At 55.4% G+C, this 18922-nt stretch carries 21 protein-coding genes; 10 read left to right on the top strand and 11 right to left on the bottom strand.

From position 1 onward, the window contains the following. Positions 1–2070, top strand: coding sequence for a potassium-transporting ATPase subunit KdpB (gene kdpB, locus IPI58_02085; GenBank protein ID QQR69488.1), 2070 nt, complete (start codon positions 1–3; stop codon positions 2068–2070). Beyond that, entirely contained in the window at positions 2070–2651 is a 582-nt protein-coding gene (gene kdpC / locus IPI58_02080) for a potassium-transporting ATPase subunit KdpC (protein ID QQR69487.1), read from the top strand. The genes kdpB and kdpC overlap by 1 nt, the downstream gene beginning before the upstream one ends. 98 nt (positions 2652–2749) lie before the next feature. Here the strand turns inward: kdpC and IPI58_02075 are convergent, their stop codons facing one another. Beyond that, positions 2750–3496: a hypothetical protein gene (locus IPI58_02075; protein QQR69486.1), complete on the bottom strand. Its 747-nt coding sequence runs from the start codon at positions 3494–3496 to the stop codon at positions 2750–2752. 127 nt (positions 3497–3623) lie between these two features. Between IPI58_02075 and IPI58_02070 the strand changes: the two genes are divergently transcribed. Beyond that, on the top strand, positions 3624–3782 hold the full coding sequence (locus IPI58_02070; protein ID QQR69485.1) for a potassium-transporting ATPase subunit C: 159 nt from the start codon (positions 3624–3626) through the stop codon (positions 3780–3782). A gap of 240 nt (positions 3783–4022) precedes the next feature. On the opposite strand, the gene IPI58_02065 is transcribed toward IPI58_02070, so the two are convergent. After that, positions 4023–4703: a ParA family protein gene (locus IPI58_02065; protein ID QQR69484.1), complete on the bottom strand. Its 681-nt coding sequence runs from the start codon at positions 4701–4703 to the stop codon at positions 4023–4025. 246 nt (positions 4704–4949) lie between these two features. Between IPI58_02065 and IPI58_02060 the strand changes: the two genes are divergently transcribed. After that, positions 4950–5162 (top strand): DUF465 domain-containing protein, encoded by a 213-nt coding sequence (locus tag IPI58_02060; GenBank protein QQR69483.1) that lies wholly within the window; start codon positions 4950–4952, stop codon positions 5160–5162. A 116-nt stretch (positions 5163–5278) separates the two neighbouring features. Here the strand turns inward: IPI58_02060 and IPI58_02055 are convergent, their stop codons facing one another. The 8 genes from IPI58_02055 to tsaD all read right to left on the bottom strand — a co-directional run bounded on the left by IPI58_02055 (position 5279) and on the right by tsaD (position 12681). Then, the gene (locus IPI58_02055; GenBank protein QQR69482.1) at positions 5279–5797 is read right to left on the bottom strand and encodes a hypothetical protein; all 519 of its coding nucleotides are present in this window, start codon (positions 5795–5797) and stop codon (positions 5279–5281) included. After that, on the bottom strand, positions 5794–6807 hold the full coding sequence (locus tag IPI58_02050; protein QQR69481.1) for a hypothetical protein: 1014 nt from the start codon (positions 6805–6807) through the stop codon (positions 5794–5796). Before IPI58_02050 ends, IPI58_02055 begins: the two co-directional genes overlap by 4 nt. Beyond that, the gene (locus IPI58_02045; protein ID QQR69480.1) at positions 6807–8033 is read right to left on the bottom strand and encodes a type II secretion system F family protein; all 1227 of its coding nucleotides are present in this window, start codon (positions 8031–8033) and stop codon (positions 6807–6809) included. The genes IPI58_02050 and IPI58_02045 overlap by 1 nt, the downstream gene beginning before the upstream one ends. After that, on the bottom strand, positions 8030–9784 hold the full coding sequence (gene tadA / locus IPI58_02040) for a Flp pilus assembly complex ATPase component TadA (protein QQR69479.1): 1755 nt from the start codon (positions 9782–9784) through the stop codon (positions 8030–8032). Before tadA ends, IPI58_02045 begins: the two co-directional genes overlap by 4 nt. A 126-nt stretch (positions 9785–9910) precedes the next feature. Continuing rightward, complete coding sequence (locus IPI58_02035) at positions 9911–10630, bottom strand: 16S rRNA (uracil(1498)-N(3))-methyltransferase (protein ID QQR69478.1); 720 nt, start codon at positions 10628–10630, stop codon at positions 9911–9913. After that, entirely contained in the window at positions 10627–11391 is a 765-nt protein-coding gene (gene tatC / locus IPI58_02030; GenBank protein ID QQR70002.1) for a twin-arginine translocase subunit TatC, read from the bottom strand. The genes IPI58_02035 and tatC overlap by 4 nt, the downstream gene beginning before the upstream one ends. A 7-nt stretch (positions 11392–11398) precedes the next feature. Continuing rightward, positions 11399–11647 (bottom strand): hypothetical protein, encoded by a 249-nt coding sequence (locus IPI58_02025; protein ID QQR69477.1) that lies wholly within the window; start codon positions 11645–11647, stop codon positions 11399–11401. Continuing rightward, positions 11647–12681: a tRNA (adenosine(37)-N6)-threonylcarbamoyltransferase complex transferase subunit TsaD gene (tsaD, locus tag IPI58_02020; GenBank protein ID QQR69476.1), complete on the bottom strand. Its 1035-nt coding sequence runs from the start codon at positions 12679–12681 to the stop codon at positions 11647–11649. The genes IPI58_02025 and tsaD overlap by 1 nt, the downstream gene beginning before the upstream one ends. Before the next feature lie 254 nt (positions 12682–12935). On the opposite strand from tsaD, the gene IPI58_02015 reads away from it, so the two are divergent. Both IPI58_02015 and IPI58_02010 read left to right on the top strand, forming a co-directional pair. Beyond that, positions 12936–13757, top strand: coding sequence for a tRNA(His) guanylyltransferase Thg1 family protein (locus tag IPI58_02015; protein ID QQR69475.1), 822 nt, complete (start codon positions 12936–12938; stop codon positions 13755–13757). Between the two features lie 47 nt (positions 13758–13804). Next, on the top strand, positions 13805–14254 hold the full coding sequence (locus IPI58_02010) for a prepilin peptidase (protein ID QQR69474.1): 450 nt from the start codon (positions 13805–13807) through the stop codon (positions 14252–14254). Between the two features lie 80 nt (positions 14255–14334). Here the strand turns inward: IPI58_02010 and IPI58_02005 are convergent, their stop codons facing one another. Then, positions 14335–15129: a response regulator transcription factor gene (locus IPI58_02005; GenBank protein QQR69473.1), complete on the bottom strand. Its 795-nt coding sequence runs from the start codon at positions 15127–15129 to the stop codon at positions 14335–14337. Positions 15130–15260: 131 nt separating this feature from the next. Here IPI58_02005 and fliI point away from each other — a divergent pair, with 131 nt between their 5' ends. The 4 genes from fliI to IPI58_01985 all read left to right on the top strand — a co-directional run bounded on the left by fliI (position 15261) and on the right by IPI58_01985 (position 18917). Then, the gene (gene fliI, locus IPI58_02000) at positions 15261–16631 is read left to right on the top strand and encodes a flagellar protein export ATPase FliI (protein ID QQR69472.1); all 1371 of its coding nucleotides are present in this window, start codon (positions 15261–15263) and stop codon (positions 16629–16631) included. A 46-nt stretch (positions 16632–16677) separates the two neighbouring features. Beyond that, positions 16678–17112, top strand: a complete 435-nt coding sequence (locus IPI58_01995) for a flagellar FliJ family protein (protein ID QQR69471.1) — start codon at positions 16678–16680, stop codon at positions 17110–17112. Between the two features lie 174 nt (positions 17113–17286). Beyond that, the gene (locus IPI58_01990; GenBank protein QQR69470.1) at positions 17287–18045 is read left to right on the top strand and encodes an ABC transporter ATP-binding protein; all 759 of its coding nucleotides are present in this window, start codon (positions 17287–17289) and stop codon (positions 18043–18045) included. Then, positions 18042–18917 carry a metal ABC transporter permease gene (locus IPI58_01985; protein QQR69469.1) on the top strand — a complete coding sequence of 292 codons (876 nt, stop codon included), beginning with the start codon at positions 18042–18044 and terminating at the stop codon, positions 18915–18917. The genes IPI58_01990 and IPI58_01985 overlap by 4 nt, the downstream gene beginning before the upstream one ends. The last annotated feature ends 5 nt before the right edge of the window (positions 18918–18922 follow it).

Raw genomic sequence — 18922 nt, 5'->3', positions numbered from 1 at the left:
ATGCCTCGCCACCCTGCCGCATCATCCGCTTTGCTTTCCGGCCCGATCTTGGGCGCGGCGATTCTGTTATCCTTTAAGCGTCTGTGGCCGATGCACCAGTTGCGCAATCCGGTGATGTTTTGCGTCTATATGGGTGCCCTAGTCAGCACCCTATGCGCCGTGTTCCCTATGCCTGGAAGTGCCGAGCCTTCTTGGTTCGTGGTGTCGATTGCGCTGTGCCTATGGGTGACGATTCTATTCGCCAATTTCGCCGAGAGTTTGGCCGAGGGCAGGGGTAAGGCCCAAGCCGCGACGCTCAAGGCCGCCAGGCAAGACACGCCCGCCAAATTGCTAGCAAACGCCGATAAACGCGAATTGTATAAGATCGTCTCGTCCACGTCCTTGAAGCGGGACGATATCGTGCTTGTCTGCGCGGGCGACATGGTGCCCGGGGACGGTCAGGTGATCGCAGGCGCGGCCTCAATCGACGAAAGCGCGGTCACGGGTGAAAGCGCGCCGGTGATCCGCGCAGCGAATGGCGACCGCGATTCGGTCATCGCGGGCACATGCGTTTTGTCGGATGAGATCGTGGTGCGTATTACGGCAGGGGCGGGGGAAAGCTTTCTCGATTCCATGATCGCCTTGGTCGAGGGCGCGAAACGGCAGAAGACTCCCAACGAGATCGCCTTATCGATCCTGCTGGCGGCGATGAGCTTGATCTTTCTGATCGTGGTGGTGACGCTGCTGCCGTTCTCGATCTTTGCCGTGCAAAGGGCGGGGCAGGGGACTTCCGTGGGCGTGGTGACGTTGATTGCCTTGCTGGTGTGCCTTATCCCTACGACCATCGGCGGTTTGCTTTCGGCCATCGGCATTGCGGGCATGGACCGGTTGATCCGCGCCAATGTGATCGCCAAATCAGGCCGCGCGGTGGAAGCGGCGGGCGATGTAAATGTGTTGTTGCTGGATAAGACGGGCACCATCACCCTTGGCAATCGTCAGGCGGCGGCCTTTATGCCGGTCGAAGGCGTATCCTCGGCTCGGCTTGCCCAAGCGGCGATGCTGTCGTCACTGGCCGACGACACGCCCGAAGGAGTCAGCATCGTGGCTTTGGCCCAGTCTTTGGGACAGGTCGCGCCGGATGCGTCGCTTCCGCAGGGCGAGTTTATTCCCTTTAGCGCTGAAACCCGTTTGTCCGGAATCAAGGGCAACGGCCATTGCGTCATGAAGGGCGCGGGCGATGCCATAGAGCGTCATGTGCGCAGCTTGGGCGGTGTCGTGCCGCAAGATGCCCGTAACCTGGCCGAACAGATCGCGCGTCAAGGCGGCACGCCGCTATGGGTGGCCGATGGCGCGCAGGTGCTGGGCATTATTCATCTAAAGGACATCATCAAACCGGGCATTCGCCAACGACTGGCTGATCTGCGCCGCATGGGAATCAAAAGCATCATGGTCACGGGCGACAATCCGCTGACCGCCGCCACCATCGCCGCCGAAGCGGGGGTGAATGATTACATGGCCGAGGCCACGCCCAAGACCAAGCTGGAATATATCCGCAAGATGCAAGCGGGGGGCGAGATGGTGGCCATGGTGGGCGATGGCACCAACGATGCGCCCGCTTTGGCCCAGGCCGATGTGGCGGTGGTGATGAACAGCGGCACCCAGGCGGCCAAGGAAGCCGGGAACATGATCGATCTAGACAGCGACCCCACAAAATTGATCGAGGTGGTCTTGATCGGCAAACAAATGCTGATGACTCGCGGCGCGTTGACGACTTTCAGCATGGCCAATGATCTGGCTAAATATTTCGCCATCATCCCCGCCGCTTTGGCCGGAACCTATCCGGGACTGATGCGCTTGAATGTGATGCAGCTGTCCAGTCCCGGCAGTGCCATTTTGTCGGCGGTGATCTTTAATGCGCTGATCGTCGTGGCCCTTATTCCTCTGGCTCTGCGCGGCGTGCGGTATCGGCCCATCGGCGCGGCGGCGTTGTTGCGGCACAACAGTTTGGTCTATGGATTGGGCGGCGTGGCGGCCCCGTTTGTGGGAATCAAGCTGGTGGATATGATGCTTAAAATGATGGGGGCCGTGTGATGATCCGGCAAGCCTTGCGCCCTGCATTGACACTGTTGGCGGCCTTTACCGTGCTGCTGGGATTGGTCTATCCGGCATTGGTGACGGCTGTGCTGCAAGGGGCCTTCCCGCAGCAGTCGCAGGGTAGCTTGATCTATGATGCGACGGGGCGGCTGATGGGATCATCGCTCATCGGTCAGTCTTTTTCTGCGCCGGGTTATTTCTGGTCACGCCCTTCGGCCACCATGATGGTCCCTTATAATGCCGCCGCCTCAGGGGCAAGCAATTGGGGAATGAACGCCCCCGCTTTGCTGGCCGATGTCGCGCAGCGTGTGACGGCACTTAGACATGTCGATCCGGGAAATGACTCGCCGGTGCCTGTCGATCTGGTCACCGCATCGGCCAGCGGCCTTGATCCGCATATCACCGTTGCGGCAGCGCAGTATCAGTTGCCGCGCGTGGCGCGCGTGCGCGGTATGCCGGTGGAACAGCTCCGCATCCTGCTGGCCGCGCATACCACGCCCCGACAATTCGGCCTTTTGGGCGAAGCAAGGGTCAATGTGCTGGAGCTGAACATGGCCCTGGATAGGAATCATCAATAGTCACGCTTATGCGAGGGATAAATGGTGATTCCGCATGTGACTGGCCTTCTTGCTGCTGATCCGCCAAGCTTACTTCTAAAGTGATAGGCAAGAAGGTCTCACCCTTTCTTGTCTTGTTTAATGTCATTCTCTGCTGATGTGATGACCTCTTGGAGAAGCGTCTTAACCTCATCAGGTTGAGATTCTACTTCTTTGCGGCAGATCGCCATGACCCGCTCATGCTGGGTGGCGTTTGAAGTAAGTGACCATCTTGCCGCGCCGCCAACCAAGAGACGCGATGTGTCGTCACGAATGTTAATCCATGGTAGTGCGGTAATAATTCTCACGACTGGCGCTTCGTCTCCAGTAGCCATGAAATAACCCCAAAGCATATCAAGCACCCAAGGCCCTTTCTCCATAGGCAATTCTAGAAGGCTAGGACGATTATTGGCTAACAGTTTATCAATAATCTCTTTGTGCTGAGGTATTGATGTTTTGATATTTTGCAATAGATGTTCTGCATCAGGATATGAGGAATACCAAATACTCAAAATCACCATGTGTTGATCCGCATGGGGTAAAGATACAAGATATTTGGCTAAATGTTGTGCCATAGAAGGAGTTTTATTAATTACACCTGCAATAAATCCAATAAAAGGTGTTGTCTCTTGTCCGTTATGCGTCAAGCCTTTGGAACTGGCAGCGCTTATCGCATCAGCCACGCGCAGAGGTTCTGGTTTGGAATAATAGTATGTGATCCAACGGTTAAGTTGTTCTGTGTCAGAAAAGTTATCTGATGTGGCGAATGCACTTGAACAGCCTGCGAAAACAACCAAGAGGAACGAAATAATAAAAGTTTTAATCATGAAGATGATCCTTTCCTTCAACAAAGTTGATATTTTACTGAGTATTAATCTATTTACCATCAAAGAGTAAATATAAATTTAATAAAAATTTCGAATTTCTTGAAACTTCAAATAAGTTTCTTCTGTCGTGCGCGGCCTGACGCCGGAATCCCTGCGCGCTCTGGTGGCCGCGCACACCGCGCCCCGACAATTCGGCCTTTTGGGCGAAGCAAGGGTCAATGTGCTGGAGCTGAATATGGCCCTGGATAGGATGGCTGGGCAATCACGCGCTTTTGCGCCGAGATAAAGCGTCGAATTGCTGATGAGTTTTGCCGGTATGGGCTTATTTCTAAACCCCAGCACTATCGACCAGGGCAGGAGATGGACTCCCGCCTTCGCGGGAGTGACGCATGAGGAGAGGGAGACTCACGACAAGGCTTGCCGTATTCATATGAAATCTACCCTCACAACTTAGTCATGCCCGCGTAGGCGAGCATCCATCACTTGCCATCAACGCTGTCGCTGAGTCGTGGATTCTTCCTATCGGTCACGCGCTTTTGCGCCGCATTGTAGATGAAGTTTTCCGTTCGAGGCGGATGATATGCTTCAAGACCTCTTCCGCCAAGGCGCTGATTTCTTCGCTGGCGCGGCGGGAGCCGCCGGTTTCGGTGACGCTGCGGCCGCTGACCAAGGCGGCGGCATAGGCGATGCGGTTGCCCAGTCTCGTCCGCGCGATGGGTACGCCCAGTTTCGGTAATTCCGCCACGGCTGCCTCGGCCAAGGCTCCGCGCGGGGGCATGCGGTTTAGGACCAATAGGGCAGGGGTCTGCTCGTCTTGCGCCAGGTCTAAAATGGGCTGAGTGGCCCACATATCCATGGGGCTGGGCTGTAAGGGGATCAAGGCCAGGTCCGCCGCGCGAAGAGCCAGACGGGCCTCGGTCTGGGTATGGGGCGGACTGTCGATCAACACGATATCGTGCTGCGCCGCCAAATTCTCAACTTCCTTTTGCACGCGCCATCCGGCCAATTGGCAATGCACCAGACCGGATTCGTTTCCCATTTGCGCCTCACGCACCGCGAACCAGCGGCTGAGGCTGCCTTGTGGATCGATGTCCATCGTGGCGACCCGATGCCCCATTTGCGCCCAGGCGACCGCCATATGCGCCGCCAACGTCGTCTTTCCCGATCCGCCCTTTTGCTGAGCGACGGCAATAATGCGTCCTGTCATATCGAACCTCGCTTGTAGCTATGCAAAGCGGATAGTTCCGTGTGGTCGGCAGTCTAAGATATTTTTGATTGATAAGCGAATATTCGTGTTGATGGAGGCCGTATGGCCTCATGTGTCAGTGCAAAAAGATTCTTGCTGATCCTAGACCTAAAATCGGCTAGTATGTTCCCACATGCTTCGTGTAAGGAGCATGGCGCACTGTCATCCCGTTGATTGCACCTAAACCAGCAAGAGGGGGGCCGGAAAATGCCAATCGTACAGCGTCTTCAATCACTCAAGCGGCAACATGCCAAGGTGGATGCCCGCCTTGCGGTGGAGCTGGCCCGTCCATGGTCGGACCAGAACCTGGTTGCAAGTCTTAAACACCGCAAACTTTCACTGAAAGACCTTATCGCCAGCATGCAGCGTATGATCTCTAATCAAGACGCACTTGATCAACAGCGAAGACGTATCGCTTAAATGTATCTGCCCACCTACAGCGAGGGCCGGTCGTTGACCGGCCCTTTTTGTGTTGTAAATCATCATTCAATTAGTCGTTCATGGCTGCATGTTAGGGGGTCTGACAGAACCAAGTCTCATTGTTTCTCCTCGAAGGTGAAACTTTCAGCGATCAAAAGCGCTGACATCAGGCTGCTCTGACTACCCGAGCATTCGCTTCCCACGCACATGTCCCGAATGGACCAGCGCACATCCCGCTGAATGACATCCACATAGCCTAGGGATGTCACCCAACTCATGTACATATCGGCACTTCCGGTAAATATTCTTAGAGTGTTCGAAGACGCCTCAGTCTTAATGCCGGTGAACATTTTTTCAATCCTTTTCCCTATTTCTTTAACCTGGTCTGAATTCGCTGCCGCCGAGCGGATTGAAGGGACAATCGGAATAATAGCTTTTGCCTCGTGAGATTGCCTCATGGTTTCAAAAGCCATGCCGGTAGTAAAGACTGCCATGCCTACCATCAGCAATGCGGCCAGCCACACCGTTATCAACAACATCATGGTCGCTCTATCTAAGGCCACCATCGAGGTAACCTTCAGATGATTCGGCAGAATCATCTTATGGAAATTTCCATTTTCGGCGGTGGTATTCATGATTTGCTCCCTTGACGCTCTTTTTCGCGCGCCTCTACTTCCCCTTGGTTACCAACAATGGCCCCCTCTGGCGTTATTTCCAGGACATAGCCGCCAATCGCACGAATGCGGTCAGCAGTGACGCTTAGCGGTACCATGGCCACCCAGCGCAACTTGCCCGCCTTAATCTCATAGCGCTTAAGCCACGATCCCAGATTAACCAGGGATTGGTTCAGATCAACGAAATCGGCCACTTGATTACGCAGTGGGTTGATGGCTGCGTTATGTGCATTCAACAGCAATTCCTGAGATAGTTTCCGTGTGTTCTCTTTGGTCTCTGCTAATTCACGTTGACTGAATAGCAAGGCGCTTCCGGCCAGCAGAGAGATACCCAATGCGACAGTCGCAACGCCTAAGCCGCAAAAAATTGCCATGCGGGTCAACCAACGACGACTTGTGTCTTCGATCAACGACAGGGATTTCCAGGCCACTGGGCGTAACTGCAACAAACGTTCCTCGGTCAACTCAACAAGCGGCACTCCGCCGAGTTCACGACTGACCTTCTCGGCCTTGGCCTTCAACACGGCGGGTGTGCCGCGATGAATCGTTAAACTGTTGGAAGACAACGCCATCAAGGCGGAGGTTTCGACATCACCATAAATGTATGTTCCTGCGCCTTCTGATGCCTGCGGCATTCCAGGCAGAAAGGCCACCAAAGGACACCAACTATCCGGATGCGACGACAAATCGGCGGACGGCACGGCAAGATACCAGACATGGCTCTCGTAAACGGTCCAAACAAGGTGCAAGCGTTCACTGTCGCACGCCTCTGCCGCCGCATGCCAGGCGATGACTTCCGCTTCGCCATCCACATAGGGGCAACATCCTCCCGTCAAGCCTGCCGGCAAGAATGCCTCACGCGCTTCAATCGTCGTCAGCGATATTTCTTTAGGTAAGCTTGCCTCTCCCACAGCCAGGCTTGTTTCCTGACTATGAGTTTTTTGTTGCAAGAATCCGTCCAGACCCCACATTAGCTGCCTCCTCGCATGCCCTTAAGGCTCTCATTAAGGCCCTGGTTTTGCAAGGTCAGTAGATAAATCATGGTTAGTACGACCGCTGTGAACAAAAATACTAAGGCCATAATGCCCATAAGAATGATTCGACGTTGATCATCCTTAGCAGCCAACTGACGTTCGGTGGCGATGGCTTCAAACACTTCCGCCAGCTGGTCTACAGACTGAATCTTCGCCATATGGTCGCGTTCCGCCTTGTTCAGTGGATGACGTGCCATGGCTCGCATGGGATCCGCACCGGCCATAATGCGCCGGTGGCAACCCGACCAGTAATCTCTGACACTCGGCTCAACCGATGAACCCACCAGGATCTGGATCGACTCGTCCAATGGCACACGCCCACGCAGCAGTCGCGCCATCAGTTTTCCCGTGTCATGGAAAGAGCTATTCTGCAAATATGCGCTGAAGAACGGTACCCGCGTCATGATTCGGGCAGCCAAGTGGTCCGTTTTATGGCGGTTCATCCAGAAGGAATAAACCACCCAGGCGGCACCGATGCTGACAAGGGTAGACAGCCACATCAAACAGCCATTGACTGTGGCCGCTAGGTTCAAGGATTTAGTAAATTTCTCAACGGCAGCCGCATCTTCAGATTTGATTCCAGCGTCACGTAGATACGGAATGAATCCGTATTGAGCGCCCCAGAGAGAGCCGATCACGGAGATGATATCAAACATCAGCCAGCCCAATGCGCCCGTAAACGCCTTAATCTGATGCCCCTTCTCTTCGATATGCTGAATGGCATGATTAATAACGCCTTTCAGATCGCCGCCGCGTTCGCCTGCTAGGATGATAGCAAGCGTGGCCGCATCGAACAGATGCAATTCCTTAAGTGCCGAGGCGAACGCGCCGCCGCCTTTCAGCACGGTACGGGTTGGAAGAAAAGCCACACGGCGGCGAGCATCGCTTTCGTTCTCGATAATATTAAGCAGAGCGGTGCCGGCAGAGGTTGTTGTTGTCTGAAAGCGTAGGGCACGCAACAACTGCAACTGCCAAGCCCGCGTACGCACATCCATCCATTCCAACAGCGGCTTGCGACGCTGCTCGATGCGAATGGGCCAATGACCATGGGTACGCAATTGCCTTCGAACATCGTTCATGGTGGGAAGGTAATAGTCTTCCTCGTCGACCTTCACCAGGCCGCTGGGTAATACCGTAGCATATTTGGCATGCCAAAGTTTCATGACGATTCACGAGTCCTCTTGGATGACATTTCTTCGAACAACAAGCTTGATGCCATGTTTGCATCCACCACCTGACGCTGCATCAGATCGGCAATTGATCGGCTGCGGGGAATGAATAGAGTGCCGGGGATATCTGTAACCGAACTCGTCACATTAGCCAGGATCATCTCCGTAAATGATCGGCGTCCTGCATGGTCGTCGGGAGGAAACAAGGCCTCGAGCAGCAAGGCTCTACCCAAAAATCCAGTATGGTTACACAGGTCACAACCACCTGGATGCGCGCGCGCCACCTTGTCGGCTGCATTCATTTCCAGGATCGACAGAACTTCCGCATCGTTCTCGAATACTTCTCCGGCAGATACCATTTCATGGCAGGCTGGGCATACTGTCTTGATCAGCCGCTGCGAAATGCTGGCCACAAGCGCATGGCCTAGAATATATAGGCCGCTGGTGCGATAGCTGGAGGCTAAGAAACCGTCAATGCGGTCGATGGTATGAATGGCATCCACGGCGTGCAAGGTGGTGACCACAAGATGCCCTGATTCCGTTGCACGCAGCGCGGCTTCCACCGTGTCGCCATCGCGCATTTCACCGATGATGATCACATCGGGGTCGTGTCGCATCAAAGCGCGGATCATATCGGCGATCGTATTGGCCGAATTATCCGTCACAGACGTCTGATCCACCAGCGGCATTTCGTATTCAACGGGCGCTTCGATGGAATACACGGCCCGTGCCGAGCGGTCGATTTCTTGAATGACGCCATAAAGCGTCGTGGATTTTCCCGAGCCAGTCGGACCGCTAACGATGATGATGCCGCCATCCTTCACATGCCCGTGCAATGCTCTACGCAGACGCTGCGCGACATTGGGCGTATAGGCGAACAGCTCATTAAATGTGCGCAGATTTTCTCGATCCAGAAGGCGCAAGGTCAATTTCTCGCCCGCAGGAGCAATAGGCAGACAGGCTACGCGCACGTCGATATTGTGGCCCTGCCAGTCACAGCCAAGACGACCATCTTGAGGGTGCTGACGATCAGCGGCGTCCATCTTGGCGTCAGTCTTGATGCGCGTGGCAATAGGAGCCATCACGGAATGCGGCAGTAAATGGCGATACATGATATCGCCATCCACACGGTAACGAATCCAGCAGCGCGTGTCTTCTTCCAGCAAGGTCAAATGAATGTCCGAACTGCGCAACTGCAAGGCTTCTGCCAGAATGTCATTCACGGCTTGTTCAACAAGCGTGGCGTCGTCAGGATCTTTGGATAGTGCATTAAAGATGCGCAATAGGCGTTCGCTGGGAACCTCTGACTGTTCGCGCATCAGTCGCGCAAGATCGGCGCGGTCCCAGGGTTCTATTTCGACCCGATTGACATCACGGCTGGATATCTGCAGCACATGACGGATATTTTCGACATCGTCGTCTGAAACTCGGTCTCCGGCGGCAATACGCAATACGCCTTTGCGTAATTCCAGTAAACAAATGCCCATAGCCGTCTGCATGGATGCGGGAACATAAAGACGCAATCCTTGAGCCGTCAAGTCATCACGCACTGCGCCATTAGAGGATTTGCGTTCCTTCGAGATAGGAACCAACGAATAAAAGCCATTGCGCTGCAATATCTCGGGAATTGTGAAATGACGTCCCTTCGCCGCATGCACGCCCTGCTCGGCCAGCGCCAATTGAAATTGGCGTTTGGGGATTTCCAGATGTTCCCCTGAATGATCTACGGTGACTGATTGACTCACAAATGCACCCATCTTGACAGAGCCAGGCTACGCCCGATCACACTAGGTGCAATTGACCAAGAATTAGTTAATCGTCCTTAGTCATATTCTTTGTTTCGGCTGGTTTTCTTTATCATCTTATTGGTATCACTTAATTTTTATGCCATCGTCCCCACAGCAGCGCAGAGCCAGACACGTCAATGCCGCCGTTTCCGCCCTTAGAATATTCCGACCTAACGATATGGGGATGACTTGATCAATCCGGCGCAGCAGCACATGTTCTTGCTCTGAAAATCCACCTTCCGGACCGATGAGAAACAAAGCAGGCTGCATATTCATAACATCGCGCAACGGGCGCGCCTGGCCTGACTCGGCGGCAAAGAAGATGCTCTGGCCAGTAGGCGCCGTCTTTAGAAACTTTTCCAACGACTGCACAGGATGCACCACGGGAACATCCAAGCGACCGCATTGCTCCGCCGACTCGGTGGCGATGGCTTGCAGGCGGGCGATGTTGGCGTCATGAACGGCGCTGCGCTGCATTGTCAGGGGCCATAGCTCGGTCACACCCAGTTCGCTGGCTTTTTCGATCATCCATTCGCAGGGCGAACGCTTGATAAGGGCAAAGGCAAGCCCGAGGGGCACAGCCACGGATTGTTCACGCGCGCGCGATTCCACCAGCAGAGCGCCGCCCTTTTTATCCAAGCTATGAATATGGCTTTGCCATTCGCCGTCACGGCCATTGAACAGGAAAACCGTGTCATTCAACTGGCGGCGCAACACATGGCGCAGATAATGGTCGTGCGTCTCGCCCAGCGGCAGGCTCGCACCTTCGGACAGGTCATGATGGACGTAAAGTCTGACCTTCATGGCTTATGCACCGGGGCCACCATTCCCGCCAACAGGATAGACAATTCGTAAAAAATGATGATCGGCATGGCCAGGGCGATCTGGCTAATCACGTCCGGAGGAGTCAGAACAGCCGCCACGACGAAGGCCGCGACGATGGCGACACGTCGATTTTTACGCAAAGTCTGCGGCGTCACCAGCCCCACGCGCACCAAGGACAGCAAGATAATCGGCAATTCGAACACCAATCCAAACGCCATCATCAGGCCCAGCGCGAAACCGAGATATTCGCTGACCCTGGCCTCAAGCTCCACGGGCAGACTGCCCACGCGCGGGGTGGTTATCTCGAAACCCACAAAGAATTTCCATGCGAGGGGCATCACGACGAAATAGGCGAAGGAAGCGCCCAGGGCAAAAAGAACCGGCGCGCAGGCCATCATCCCGGCTGCCAGTTTGCGCTCTTTCTCATAAAGGCCCGGCACGATGAACAGCCATGTCTGCACCAGGATGAACGGCGCGGCGACCATCCCGGACACCCAAAGCGCAAGTCGCACATAGGTCACGAAGGCCTCGGCAAGGCCGGTATAGATCAGGCGACGATTCTCGCCCTCCATCGCGGCGGCCAAGGGCTGAACCAACAGAGAATAAATGTCGCGCGCATAGACATAGGCCAACGCAAAGGCCAGGGCCCACACCACCAACGACCATAACAAGCGGCGGCGCAATTCATACAAATGACCGATAAGGGTCATGTGCTGTTTGTCGGCTTCGGCCTCTTGCATCGGCGTGTTATCCGTCATGTCGTTTCTCATGCGCGGGGGGTTCAATGGGCTTGGGCGAAGGAGGCGGCGGATCATCGGTTTGGGAAAGAATGCCCGTCATATCGCGCCATTCGCGCGTGGAATGATACGCCCATCGTTGCGCCCTGCCCACCAAACGCCCCAGACGGTGCAATGTATGGACCATCTCTTCCGGCCCCAGCACCACAAAGGCCACCACGGCAATCAGGATCAGTTCTGACAATCCGATGTCAAACATCAGGCGGCACCTTTTAGTTCGGAAAGCGGCCAACGCGGTCGAGGTTGAATATCCAAGGAATCGCTAAGCCCCAATCGCCGCCGCTCCACACCGACCCAGGCTATCATGGCGGCGTTATCCGTGCATAAGGCCACGGGCGGTGCCACAAAGTTCAAGCCGGCTTTTTCGGCTATCTGTTGCAAAGCCGCGCGAATGGCCCCATTGGCCGCCACGCCCCCCGCGACCACCAAGGTGCCGCCTGGGCCGTGACGCTGAGAAAAGATCTCCGCGGCGTGGGCGGTACGGTCGGCCAAAGCGCGCGCCACGCAGTTCTGAAATGCGGCGGCCGCATCCTTGCGATCTGCTTCGCTTAAAGGGTAAGGCAGTTTCTCTACCACCAGACGCAAGGCGGTCTTAAGGCCCGAGAACGAAAAATCGCATCCAGGCCGTCCCAACATCGGGCACGGCAAAGCAAAACGTGTCGGATCACCGCCAATTGCCGCTTTTTCAATCGCCGGTCCGCCAGGATAACCCAGACCCAAGAGACGCGCGGCCTTATCAAAGGCTTCGCCCGAGGCATCGTCCAGCGTGGTCCCAAGGCAGCGATAGAGCCCTATCCCTTCCACCTCGATCAATTGGCAGTGGCCGCCCGAGACCAGCAGACACAGATAAGGGAAAGGCACGTCATTCGACAAACGCGCGGTCAGCACATGGGCTTCCAGATGATTGACGGCCACAAAGGGCTTACCCAACGCCAAGGACAAAGCTTTGCCGGTCGTCGCGCCCACCAACACCCCGCCGATAAGGCCCGGGCCACATGTCGCCGCGATGGCGTCCAGGGAGTCCCAAGCAATTCCCGCCTGCTCCATGGCCGCCCGAATCTGGCCGTCCAAGACCTCCAGATGCGCCCGCGCCGCCACCTCGGGCACCACGCCGCCATGGCGCGCATGATCGGCGGCCTGCGAAAACAGGCTATTGGCCCAAATGCGGCGATCACCATCCACCACGGCGGCGGCGGTTTCGTCACAGCTTGTTTCGATTCCAAGGACGATCATTTTTCGAACTTAACATGTTCCGCCAGCAATAGGCACGGCAGGAATGATTGCCGTCTGTGCGCGGCTCCATCTTGTGCATATATAATCTAACGCATGCTGATGGTGTCGGGCCATCTGTGGCCATTGTAACCTTGTTAGCAGACAAATGCCGTCATCACCTTTACGAATACAAAATTTTGTGAATAATCAATTCAGAATGTTGAATTATGGAAGGGCTCTGTGGCAATTCTGCGTGGAACCAAATGGAGAACTAGATGCTTAAGCTTAGAACAATAAAAGACGTTCTTGGCAACAGAATGAAGCTGTATGAGGGGATAGAGGCGAATCGGCGCTTGATGCCAATGTTACCTGCTATGGCACGGATTGACGGTAGATCATTTCACAACTTCACACGTGGTATGGACCGACCATTCGATGCGACGTTTTCAGGATGTATGGTTGACACAACATTAGCACTTGTTCGCGATACCGGCGCATGTATGGGCTATACACAAAGCGACGAGATAACCTTGACTTGGCACTGCGACACTTTCCAGAGTCAAATTTGGTTTGATGGGCGCGTGGCCAAGATGACAAGTCAGCTTGCTGCGCAGGCAACTTTGGTATTCTATCGCTTAATTCTTGAGAGAATGCCGATATACGCCGATAAAATGCCGACATTCGACGCGCGGGTATGGAATGTTCCAAACCGCACAGAAGCTGCTAACGTTTTCCTATGGCGCGAAATTGACGCCACTAAAAACAGCTTGAGCATGGCAGCAAGCGCATATTATAGCCACAAGGACCTTATAGGAAAAAGTAGCCAGCAGAAGCACGACATGCTTCATGCAAAAGACGTGAACTGGAACAACTACCCGACCCTATTCAAGCGAGGTGCATATGTTCAGCGGCGTATTGTATCAGCCCCCTTTAGTGCAAAGGAACTGATTTCCCTTCCCCCCAAACATAAGGCACGAACGAATCCGGAGCTTATTGTAGAGAGGTCAGCGTGTGCAGTATTGGACATGCCGCCGCTCAGTTCCGTGGTAAACCGCGAGGACGTAATTTTCGGAGGCGCGGAATGGGTTGGCCACTAAAATATAGGCATTTGCTAGTGAATTTCCGCTAAGCCATAATCCGCATCGTGATGGCATCGCTTCCCACAATCTTTTTGTTCCTGGCGGGGTTCGCCCTGGGCTCTGTCCTTGGCAGCTTTGCGGGAGTGCTGGCTTATCGTCTGCCACGGGGCGAGGATATTCTGGTCAAGCCGTCCTACTGCCCCGCTTGCGCGCGGAAACTGACCTCACGCGACCTGATCCCCGTTTATTCCTGGCTGATCTTTAAGGGCCGCTGCCGTACCTGCCATACTTCCATTGGCATAGAGGCATTGGCGTTCGATTTGGGAATGGGACTTTGCGGTGCGATCCTGGCGGCTATTTTCGGCCTAACCCTGCAAGCCGCTCTGCTGCTGCTATCGGCGACCTTATTCGCCAGCCTATTCGTGATCATGGCGCGGCGCGGACGTTATCCGCTATGGCTGCCCATTATGGCTGTCACCCTGATTCTGGCTGCAAACGCGATCGACTTTCTATGAGTGTGTAATGTTTACAGCAATAAGAAACATCCCGCCCAATCCAATCATTGGGCGGGATGTCGGATTTGGGCAGTGATGTTTTAGCCGACGATTTGATGTGTAGCAGAGGCTTTACGCGTGGGAGACGATGACGATGGGAGTCCGCCGCCCGATTGTGAATCTGCCGTCAGATCACCGATCGGCGCGATGCCTCCCGGATTATTGGGATCGCGCAGGACATAGCCACGGCCCCAGACGGTCTCGATATAGTTATCGCCTCCGGTGGCTTGGGCTAGTTTCTTGCGCAATTTGCACACGAATACGTCGATGATCTTCAATTCCGGCTCGTCCATGCCGCCATACAGATGATTTAAGAACATTTCCTTGGTCAGGGTCGTACCCTTGCGCAGGGAAAGCAGTTCGATGATCCCATATTCTTTGCCGGTCAGATGCAGAGGCTGGCCCTCGATCTCCACGGTACGCGCGTCCAGGTTGACCGTCAGGCGACCGGTCTTAATAATGCTTTCCGAGTGTCCCTTGCTGCGGCGGATAATGGCGTGGATGCGCGCCACCAATTCGCGCCGGTCAAAAGGCTTGGTTAGATAATCATCGGCACCACGGCCCAGACCGCGCAGCTTGTTTTCTAACTCAGACAAGCCCGACAAGATCATGATCGGCGTCGTCACATTGGCTTGGCGCAAGCGTTGCAAGACTTCATAGCCGTCGATGTCCGGCAGCATCAGATCCAAGATGATGATGTCATAATCATAGATCTTGCCGATCTCCAGGCCGTCTTCGCCCAGATCCGTGATATCCACGACAAATCCTTCGGCTTGAAGCAATAGCTCCAGCGTCTTGGAAACCGAGGCATCGTCTTCGACGAGCAGGACGCGCATGCTGTCCCCCTATTGGTGGCAGCGTGGCTCCAGAATTGGACCCACGCAATTGTGAACGACTCTTAACTCAACGCTTACCAAACACCACATTCGTTAATATTCTGTAAACCAGCTTCTGCCAAGACTGGTGCATGACGAACAAGCACGCACAACACGTTGACTCTGCAATATTGTCGCGGTTCAGATTCGATATAGATTCTGTGCCGTCCCACCGTATCTTTGGCCGTGTATCCTCGGTCATGGGGCTTTTGATTGAAGTCTCGGGTGTGGAACATCATCTTTCCATAGGCGGAAGATGTTATGTCGCCGCGCGGGGTGGAAGAAAGGTCCTGTGTGAGGTTGTCGGCTTCCGCGAGGAACGCGCCTTGCTGATGCCTTTCGGGGCCATGGACGGAATCGGCGTGGGATGCAGGGCCGAAGTGGCAGAGACCCAACCATGCATCCGTCCGACTGCGGCTTGGCTGGGGCGGGTGGTCAGCGCCTTGGGCGAGCCGTTGGATGGCAAGGGGCCGCTACCCGCCGGCCCTGCCGCCGTGCCGATTCGTAACGCCCCGCCGCCTGCCCATACGCGCCAGCGCGTGGGCGGGAAGATTGATCTTGGCGTTCGTTCTTTGAATACCTTCCTAACCTGTTGCCTAGGCCAGCGTATGGGCATTTTTGCGGGATCGGGCGTGGGTAAGTCGGTGCTGATGTCGATGATCGCCCGTTATACATCGGCTGATGTATGCGTGATTGGCTTGGTGGGCGAGCGCGGACGCGAGGTCCAAGACTTTTTGCATGATGATCTGGGCCCCGAAGGTCTGGCCCGCAGCGTGGTGGTGGTGGCAACCTCGGACGAGGCGTCATTGCTGCGCCGTCAAGCGGCCTATGTCACCTTGGCGGTGGCCGAGTATTTCCGCGACCAAGGCCAGAACGTGTTGTGTCTGATCGACAGCGTCACGCGCTTTGCCATGTCGCAGCGCGAGATTGGCCTATCGGCGGGGGAACCCCCCACGACCAAGGGCTATCCGCCGACGGCCTTTGCCGAATTGCCGCGCTTGTTGGAGCGTGCAGGTCCCGGCGCGGCGGGAAGCGGCACCATCACGGGATTGTTCACGGTCCTGGTGGATGGCGACGATCACAACGAGCCGATTGCCGATGCCGTGCGCGGCATTCTGGACGGCCATATTGTTCTTGATCGTGCGATTGCCGAGCGGGGCCGTTATCCGGCGGTCAATGTCTTGCGTAGCGTTTCGCGTACCATGCCTGGCTGCAATGCGGATGATGAGAACGAATTGGTCACCCGCGCGCGGCGGCTGTTGGCCGATTACGACTCGATGGCCGAAGTTATTCGTCTGGGCGCTTATCGCAAGGGCAGTGATGCGGCAGTGGATGAAGCCATTCTGTACAGCGCCGCATTGGAGGATTTTCTGCGTCAGGACAAGAGTGAGCGGTCGGATTTGGCCTTGGGCTATCAGAAACTGGCCCAGATACTGGGGCTAAACGCGCCGCAGGGCCGTTAGGGATGAGGAAACGACGTAACCCCCTCATCAAAGGATAGTCCGGATCATGCGCCGCGCTTTGCCGATCCTGGTGCGTTTGTCGCGGTGGCGCGTCAAGGAACGCCAAAAAGAACTGGCCGCGCAGCAGGCCATATACGACGCCTTGCTCCAGGAAGATGAATCCTTACGTCAGTCTCTGGCGCGTGAATGCGATATCTTGCGCCAAAAACCGGAAGTCGGCGTGACATTTGGGGCTTATCTGCAAGCGGGGCAATCGCGGCGTCGGGCTTTGGCTCGGGCTTTGCGCGAGGCCGAAGAGGCTGTGGAGAAATCCCGCACCATCCTGTTGGAAGCGTTCGCCGAGCAAAAACGTTATGAAATCGCGCAGGATAAGAAGCAGGCCGAGGAACGCCAAGAAGAACAACGTCGCGCCACGGCTGATCTGGACGAGATCGGCGCGCAGCGCCACCGTAGAAGACGGCACGGACAAGGCACGATATAAGATAACATCTGGATTGTGGAAGGCGCACGGGCATGCTAGTTAAAAAGCGATGCACCGCTCATTATTGCCCCGCACGATCCTTTCCTTCTCGGCCATAGGCCGACTTGCCTACGTACTAGCTTTGATTGGCTTGGCGTGGCTGGCCGTGCTGTGGGCCAAAGGGTAGGAGTTGGCATGTCCAGTTTGGTCGTTTCCAACTTGACGGCAGGGTATGAACGCCGCCCCGCCATACATCATATCAGCGCAACATTTGAAGATGGGTCGTTGACGGCGATCGCCGGTCCCAATGGCGGCGGGAAAAGCACGTTTCTTAAGGCTCTGGTCGGATTGCTTCCGCCTATGTCGGGCGAGATTGTCTTTTCTGGTCAACATGCCGCCTGTTGCAAGACGGCCTATTTACCCCAGATGAGCGAGATTGATCGGTCCTTTCCCATGAGCGTGACGGATGTCGTGTTGATGGGATGCTGGCGGCAGAGCGGCTTTTTCTCTCGTTTGACGACTCGGCAAAGAAAAAGGGCGGCGCAAGCCCTGGAACAAGTAGGTATGTCGGCCTTCGCGCACCGGCCTATCGCGGCGTTGTCCGTCGGGCAGTTTCAGCGCGTGTTGTTCGCCCGGCTGATGGTCGAGGATGCCGCCTGCTATTTGCTGGATGAACCTTTCTCGGCCATCGACAGCCGCACCACCAAGGATTTGCTGGCCATCATTCGGGGATGGCAAGAAGCCGGCAAGACGGTGTTATGTGTGCTGCATGATATGCGGCAGGTGCAAGATTATTTCCCTCAAGCGATGCTCTTGGCGCGCGAGGTTATCGCTTTCGGTAAAACCGCCGATGTGCTGACCGAGGCCCATATGCGCAAGGCAGCCAGCATGGCCAATATCTGGCACGACCATGCCGATGAATGTCATGTGGATGAAGGGCAGGACGCTTCATGAATACCGTGATGGATATATTTCTATCGCCCTTTGCGGATTTCGCTTTTATGCGTAAGGCGTTGGTTGGGTGCTGTCTGCTCAGCATGGGGGCTGCTCCGCTTGGCGTATTGCTGATCCTGCGGCGCATGAGCCTGATGGGCGAAGCTATATCGCACGCGGTGTTGCCGGGGATCGCGGCGTCATTCTTACTCTTTGGGCTTTCCGTGCCTGCCATGGGGCTTGGCGGCATGCTGGCAGGATTGGCCGTTGCCATTCTGGTGGGCCTGGCAACACGGCTAACCCAGATGAAGGAAGACGCCCATTTGGCGGCGTTTTATCTAATCGCCTTGGCTCTTGGCGTCTTGTTGATCTCATGGCGCGGCACGTCGATAGACTTGATGCATCTGTTGTTTGGCTCGGTGCTGGCTGCGGATGACGTGTCCTTGGGTTTCATGGCCTGCATCACTTCTGTGACGTTAAGCTTGATGGCCGTGTTCTATCGTCCGTTGATCGCCGAATCCTTCGATCCGCTTTTCATGCGCATGGTGCATCGGAACGGGACTTTGTATCACTTGATGTTCTTGATGCTGGTCGTGATCAATATGGTGGCGGGGTTCCAGACTTTGGGGACCTTGATGTCGGTGGGGCTGATGATGCTTCCTGCCGCCGCCGCGCGTTTTTGGTCGCATGGATTCATGGGCATCGCCGGCACGGCTGTCGGAATCGGCGTATTCTCTGGTTATTTTGGCTTGTTATTGTCCTATCACAATAACGTGCCATCGGGGCCGGCGATCATCTTAACGGCCGGGGCGGTCTATATGGTCTCGCTGCTCTGCGGCCCGTTGGGCAGCGTTCGGGCTAGATACTTCACGCGCAAGCACTTCACGAACTAGGGAGA

Source organism: Alphaproteobacteria bacterium (assembly GCA_016699305.1).
Lineage (GTDB): Bacteria > Pseudomonadota > Alphaproteobacteria.
Note: the sequence above shows the minus strand (reverse complement) of the source record. Positions and strands in the feature narration are given on the sequence as shown.

Bases quoted from the DNA above. Each gene is read 5' to 3' on its own strand.
- IPI58_02015 (QQR69475.1), top strand. From the start codon at position 12,936: ATGCTTAAGCTTAGAACAATAAAAGACGTTCTTGGCAACAGAATGAAG.
- IPI58_01990 (QQR69470.1), top strand. From the start codon at position 17,287: ATGTCCAGTTTGGTCGTTTCCAACTTGACGGCAGGGTATGAACGCCGC.
- tsaD (QQR69476.1), bottom strand. From the start codon at position 12,681: ATGATCGTCCTTGGAATCGAAACAAGCTGTGACGAAACCGCCGCCGCC.
- IPI58_02050 (QQR69481.1), bottom strand. From the start codon at position 6,807: ATGTGGGGTCTGGACGGATTCTTGCAACAAAAAACTCATAGTCAGGAA.
- kdpC (QQR69487.1), top strand. From the start codon at position 2,070: ATGATCCGGCAAGCCTTGCGCCCTGCATTGACACTGTTGGCGGCCTTT.
- IPI58_02045 (QQR69480.1), bottom strand. From the start codon at position 8,033: ATGAAACTTTGGCATGCCAAATATGCTACGGTATTACCCAGCGGCCTG.
- fliI (QQR69472.1), top strand. From the start codon at position 15,261: ATGACGAACAAGCACGCACAACACGTTGACTCTGCAATATTGTCGCGG.
- IPI58_02075 (QQR69486.1), bottom strand. From the start codon at position 3,496: ATGATTAAAACTTTTATTATTTCGTTCCTCTTGGTTGTTTTCGCAGGC.
- kdpB (QQR69488.1), top strand. From the start codon at position 1: ATGCCTCGCCACCCTGCCGCATCATCCGCTTTGCTTTCCGGCCCGATC.
- IPI58_02060 (QQR69483.1), top strand. From the start codon at position 4,950: ATGCCAATCGTACAGCGTCTTCAATCACTCAAGCGGCAACATGCCAAG.
- tatC (QQR70002.1), bottom strand. From the start codon at position 11,391: ATGCAAGAGGCCGAAGCCGACAAACAGCACATGACCCTTATCGGTCAT.
- IPI58_02065 (QQR69484.1), bottom strand. From the start codon at position 4,703: ATGACAGGACGCATTATTGCCGTCGCTCAGCAAAAGGGCGGATCGGGA.
- IPI58_02055 (QQR69482.1), bottom strand. From the start codon at position 5,797: ATGAATACCACCGCCGAAAATGGAAATTTCCATAAGATGATTCTGCCG.
- IPI58_02005 (QQR69473.1), bottom strand. From the start codon at position 15,129: ATGCGCGTCCTGCTCGTCGAAGACGATGCCTCGGTTTCCAAGACGCTG.
- IPI58_02035 (QQR69478.1), bottom strand. From the start codon at position 10,630: ATGAAGGTCAGACTTTACGTCCATCATGACCTGTCCGAAGGTGCGAGC.
- IPI58_01995 (QQR69471.1), top strand. From the start codon at position 16,678: ATGCGCCGCGCTTTGCCGATCCTGGTGCGTTTGTCGCGGTGGCGCGTC.
- IPI58_01985 (QQR69469.1), top strand. From the start codon at position 18,042: ATGAATACCGTGATGGATATATTTCTATCGCCCTTTGCGGATTTCGCT.
- IPI58_02025 (QQR69477.1), bottom strand. From the start codon at position 11,647: ATGTTTGACATCGGATTGTCAGAACTGATCCTGATTGCCGTGGTGGCC.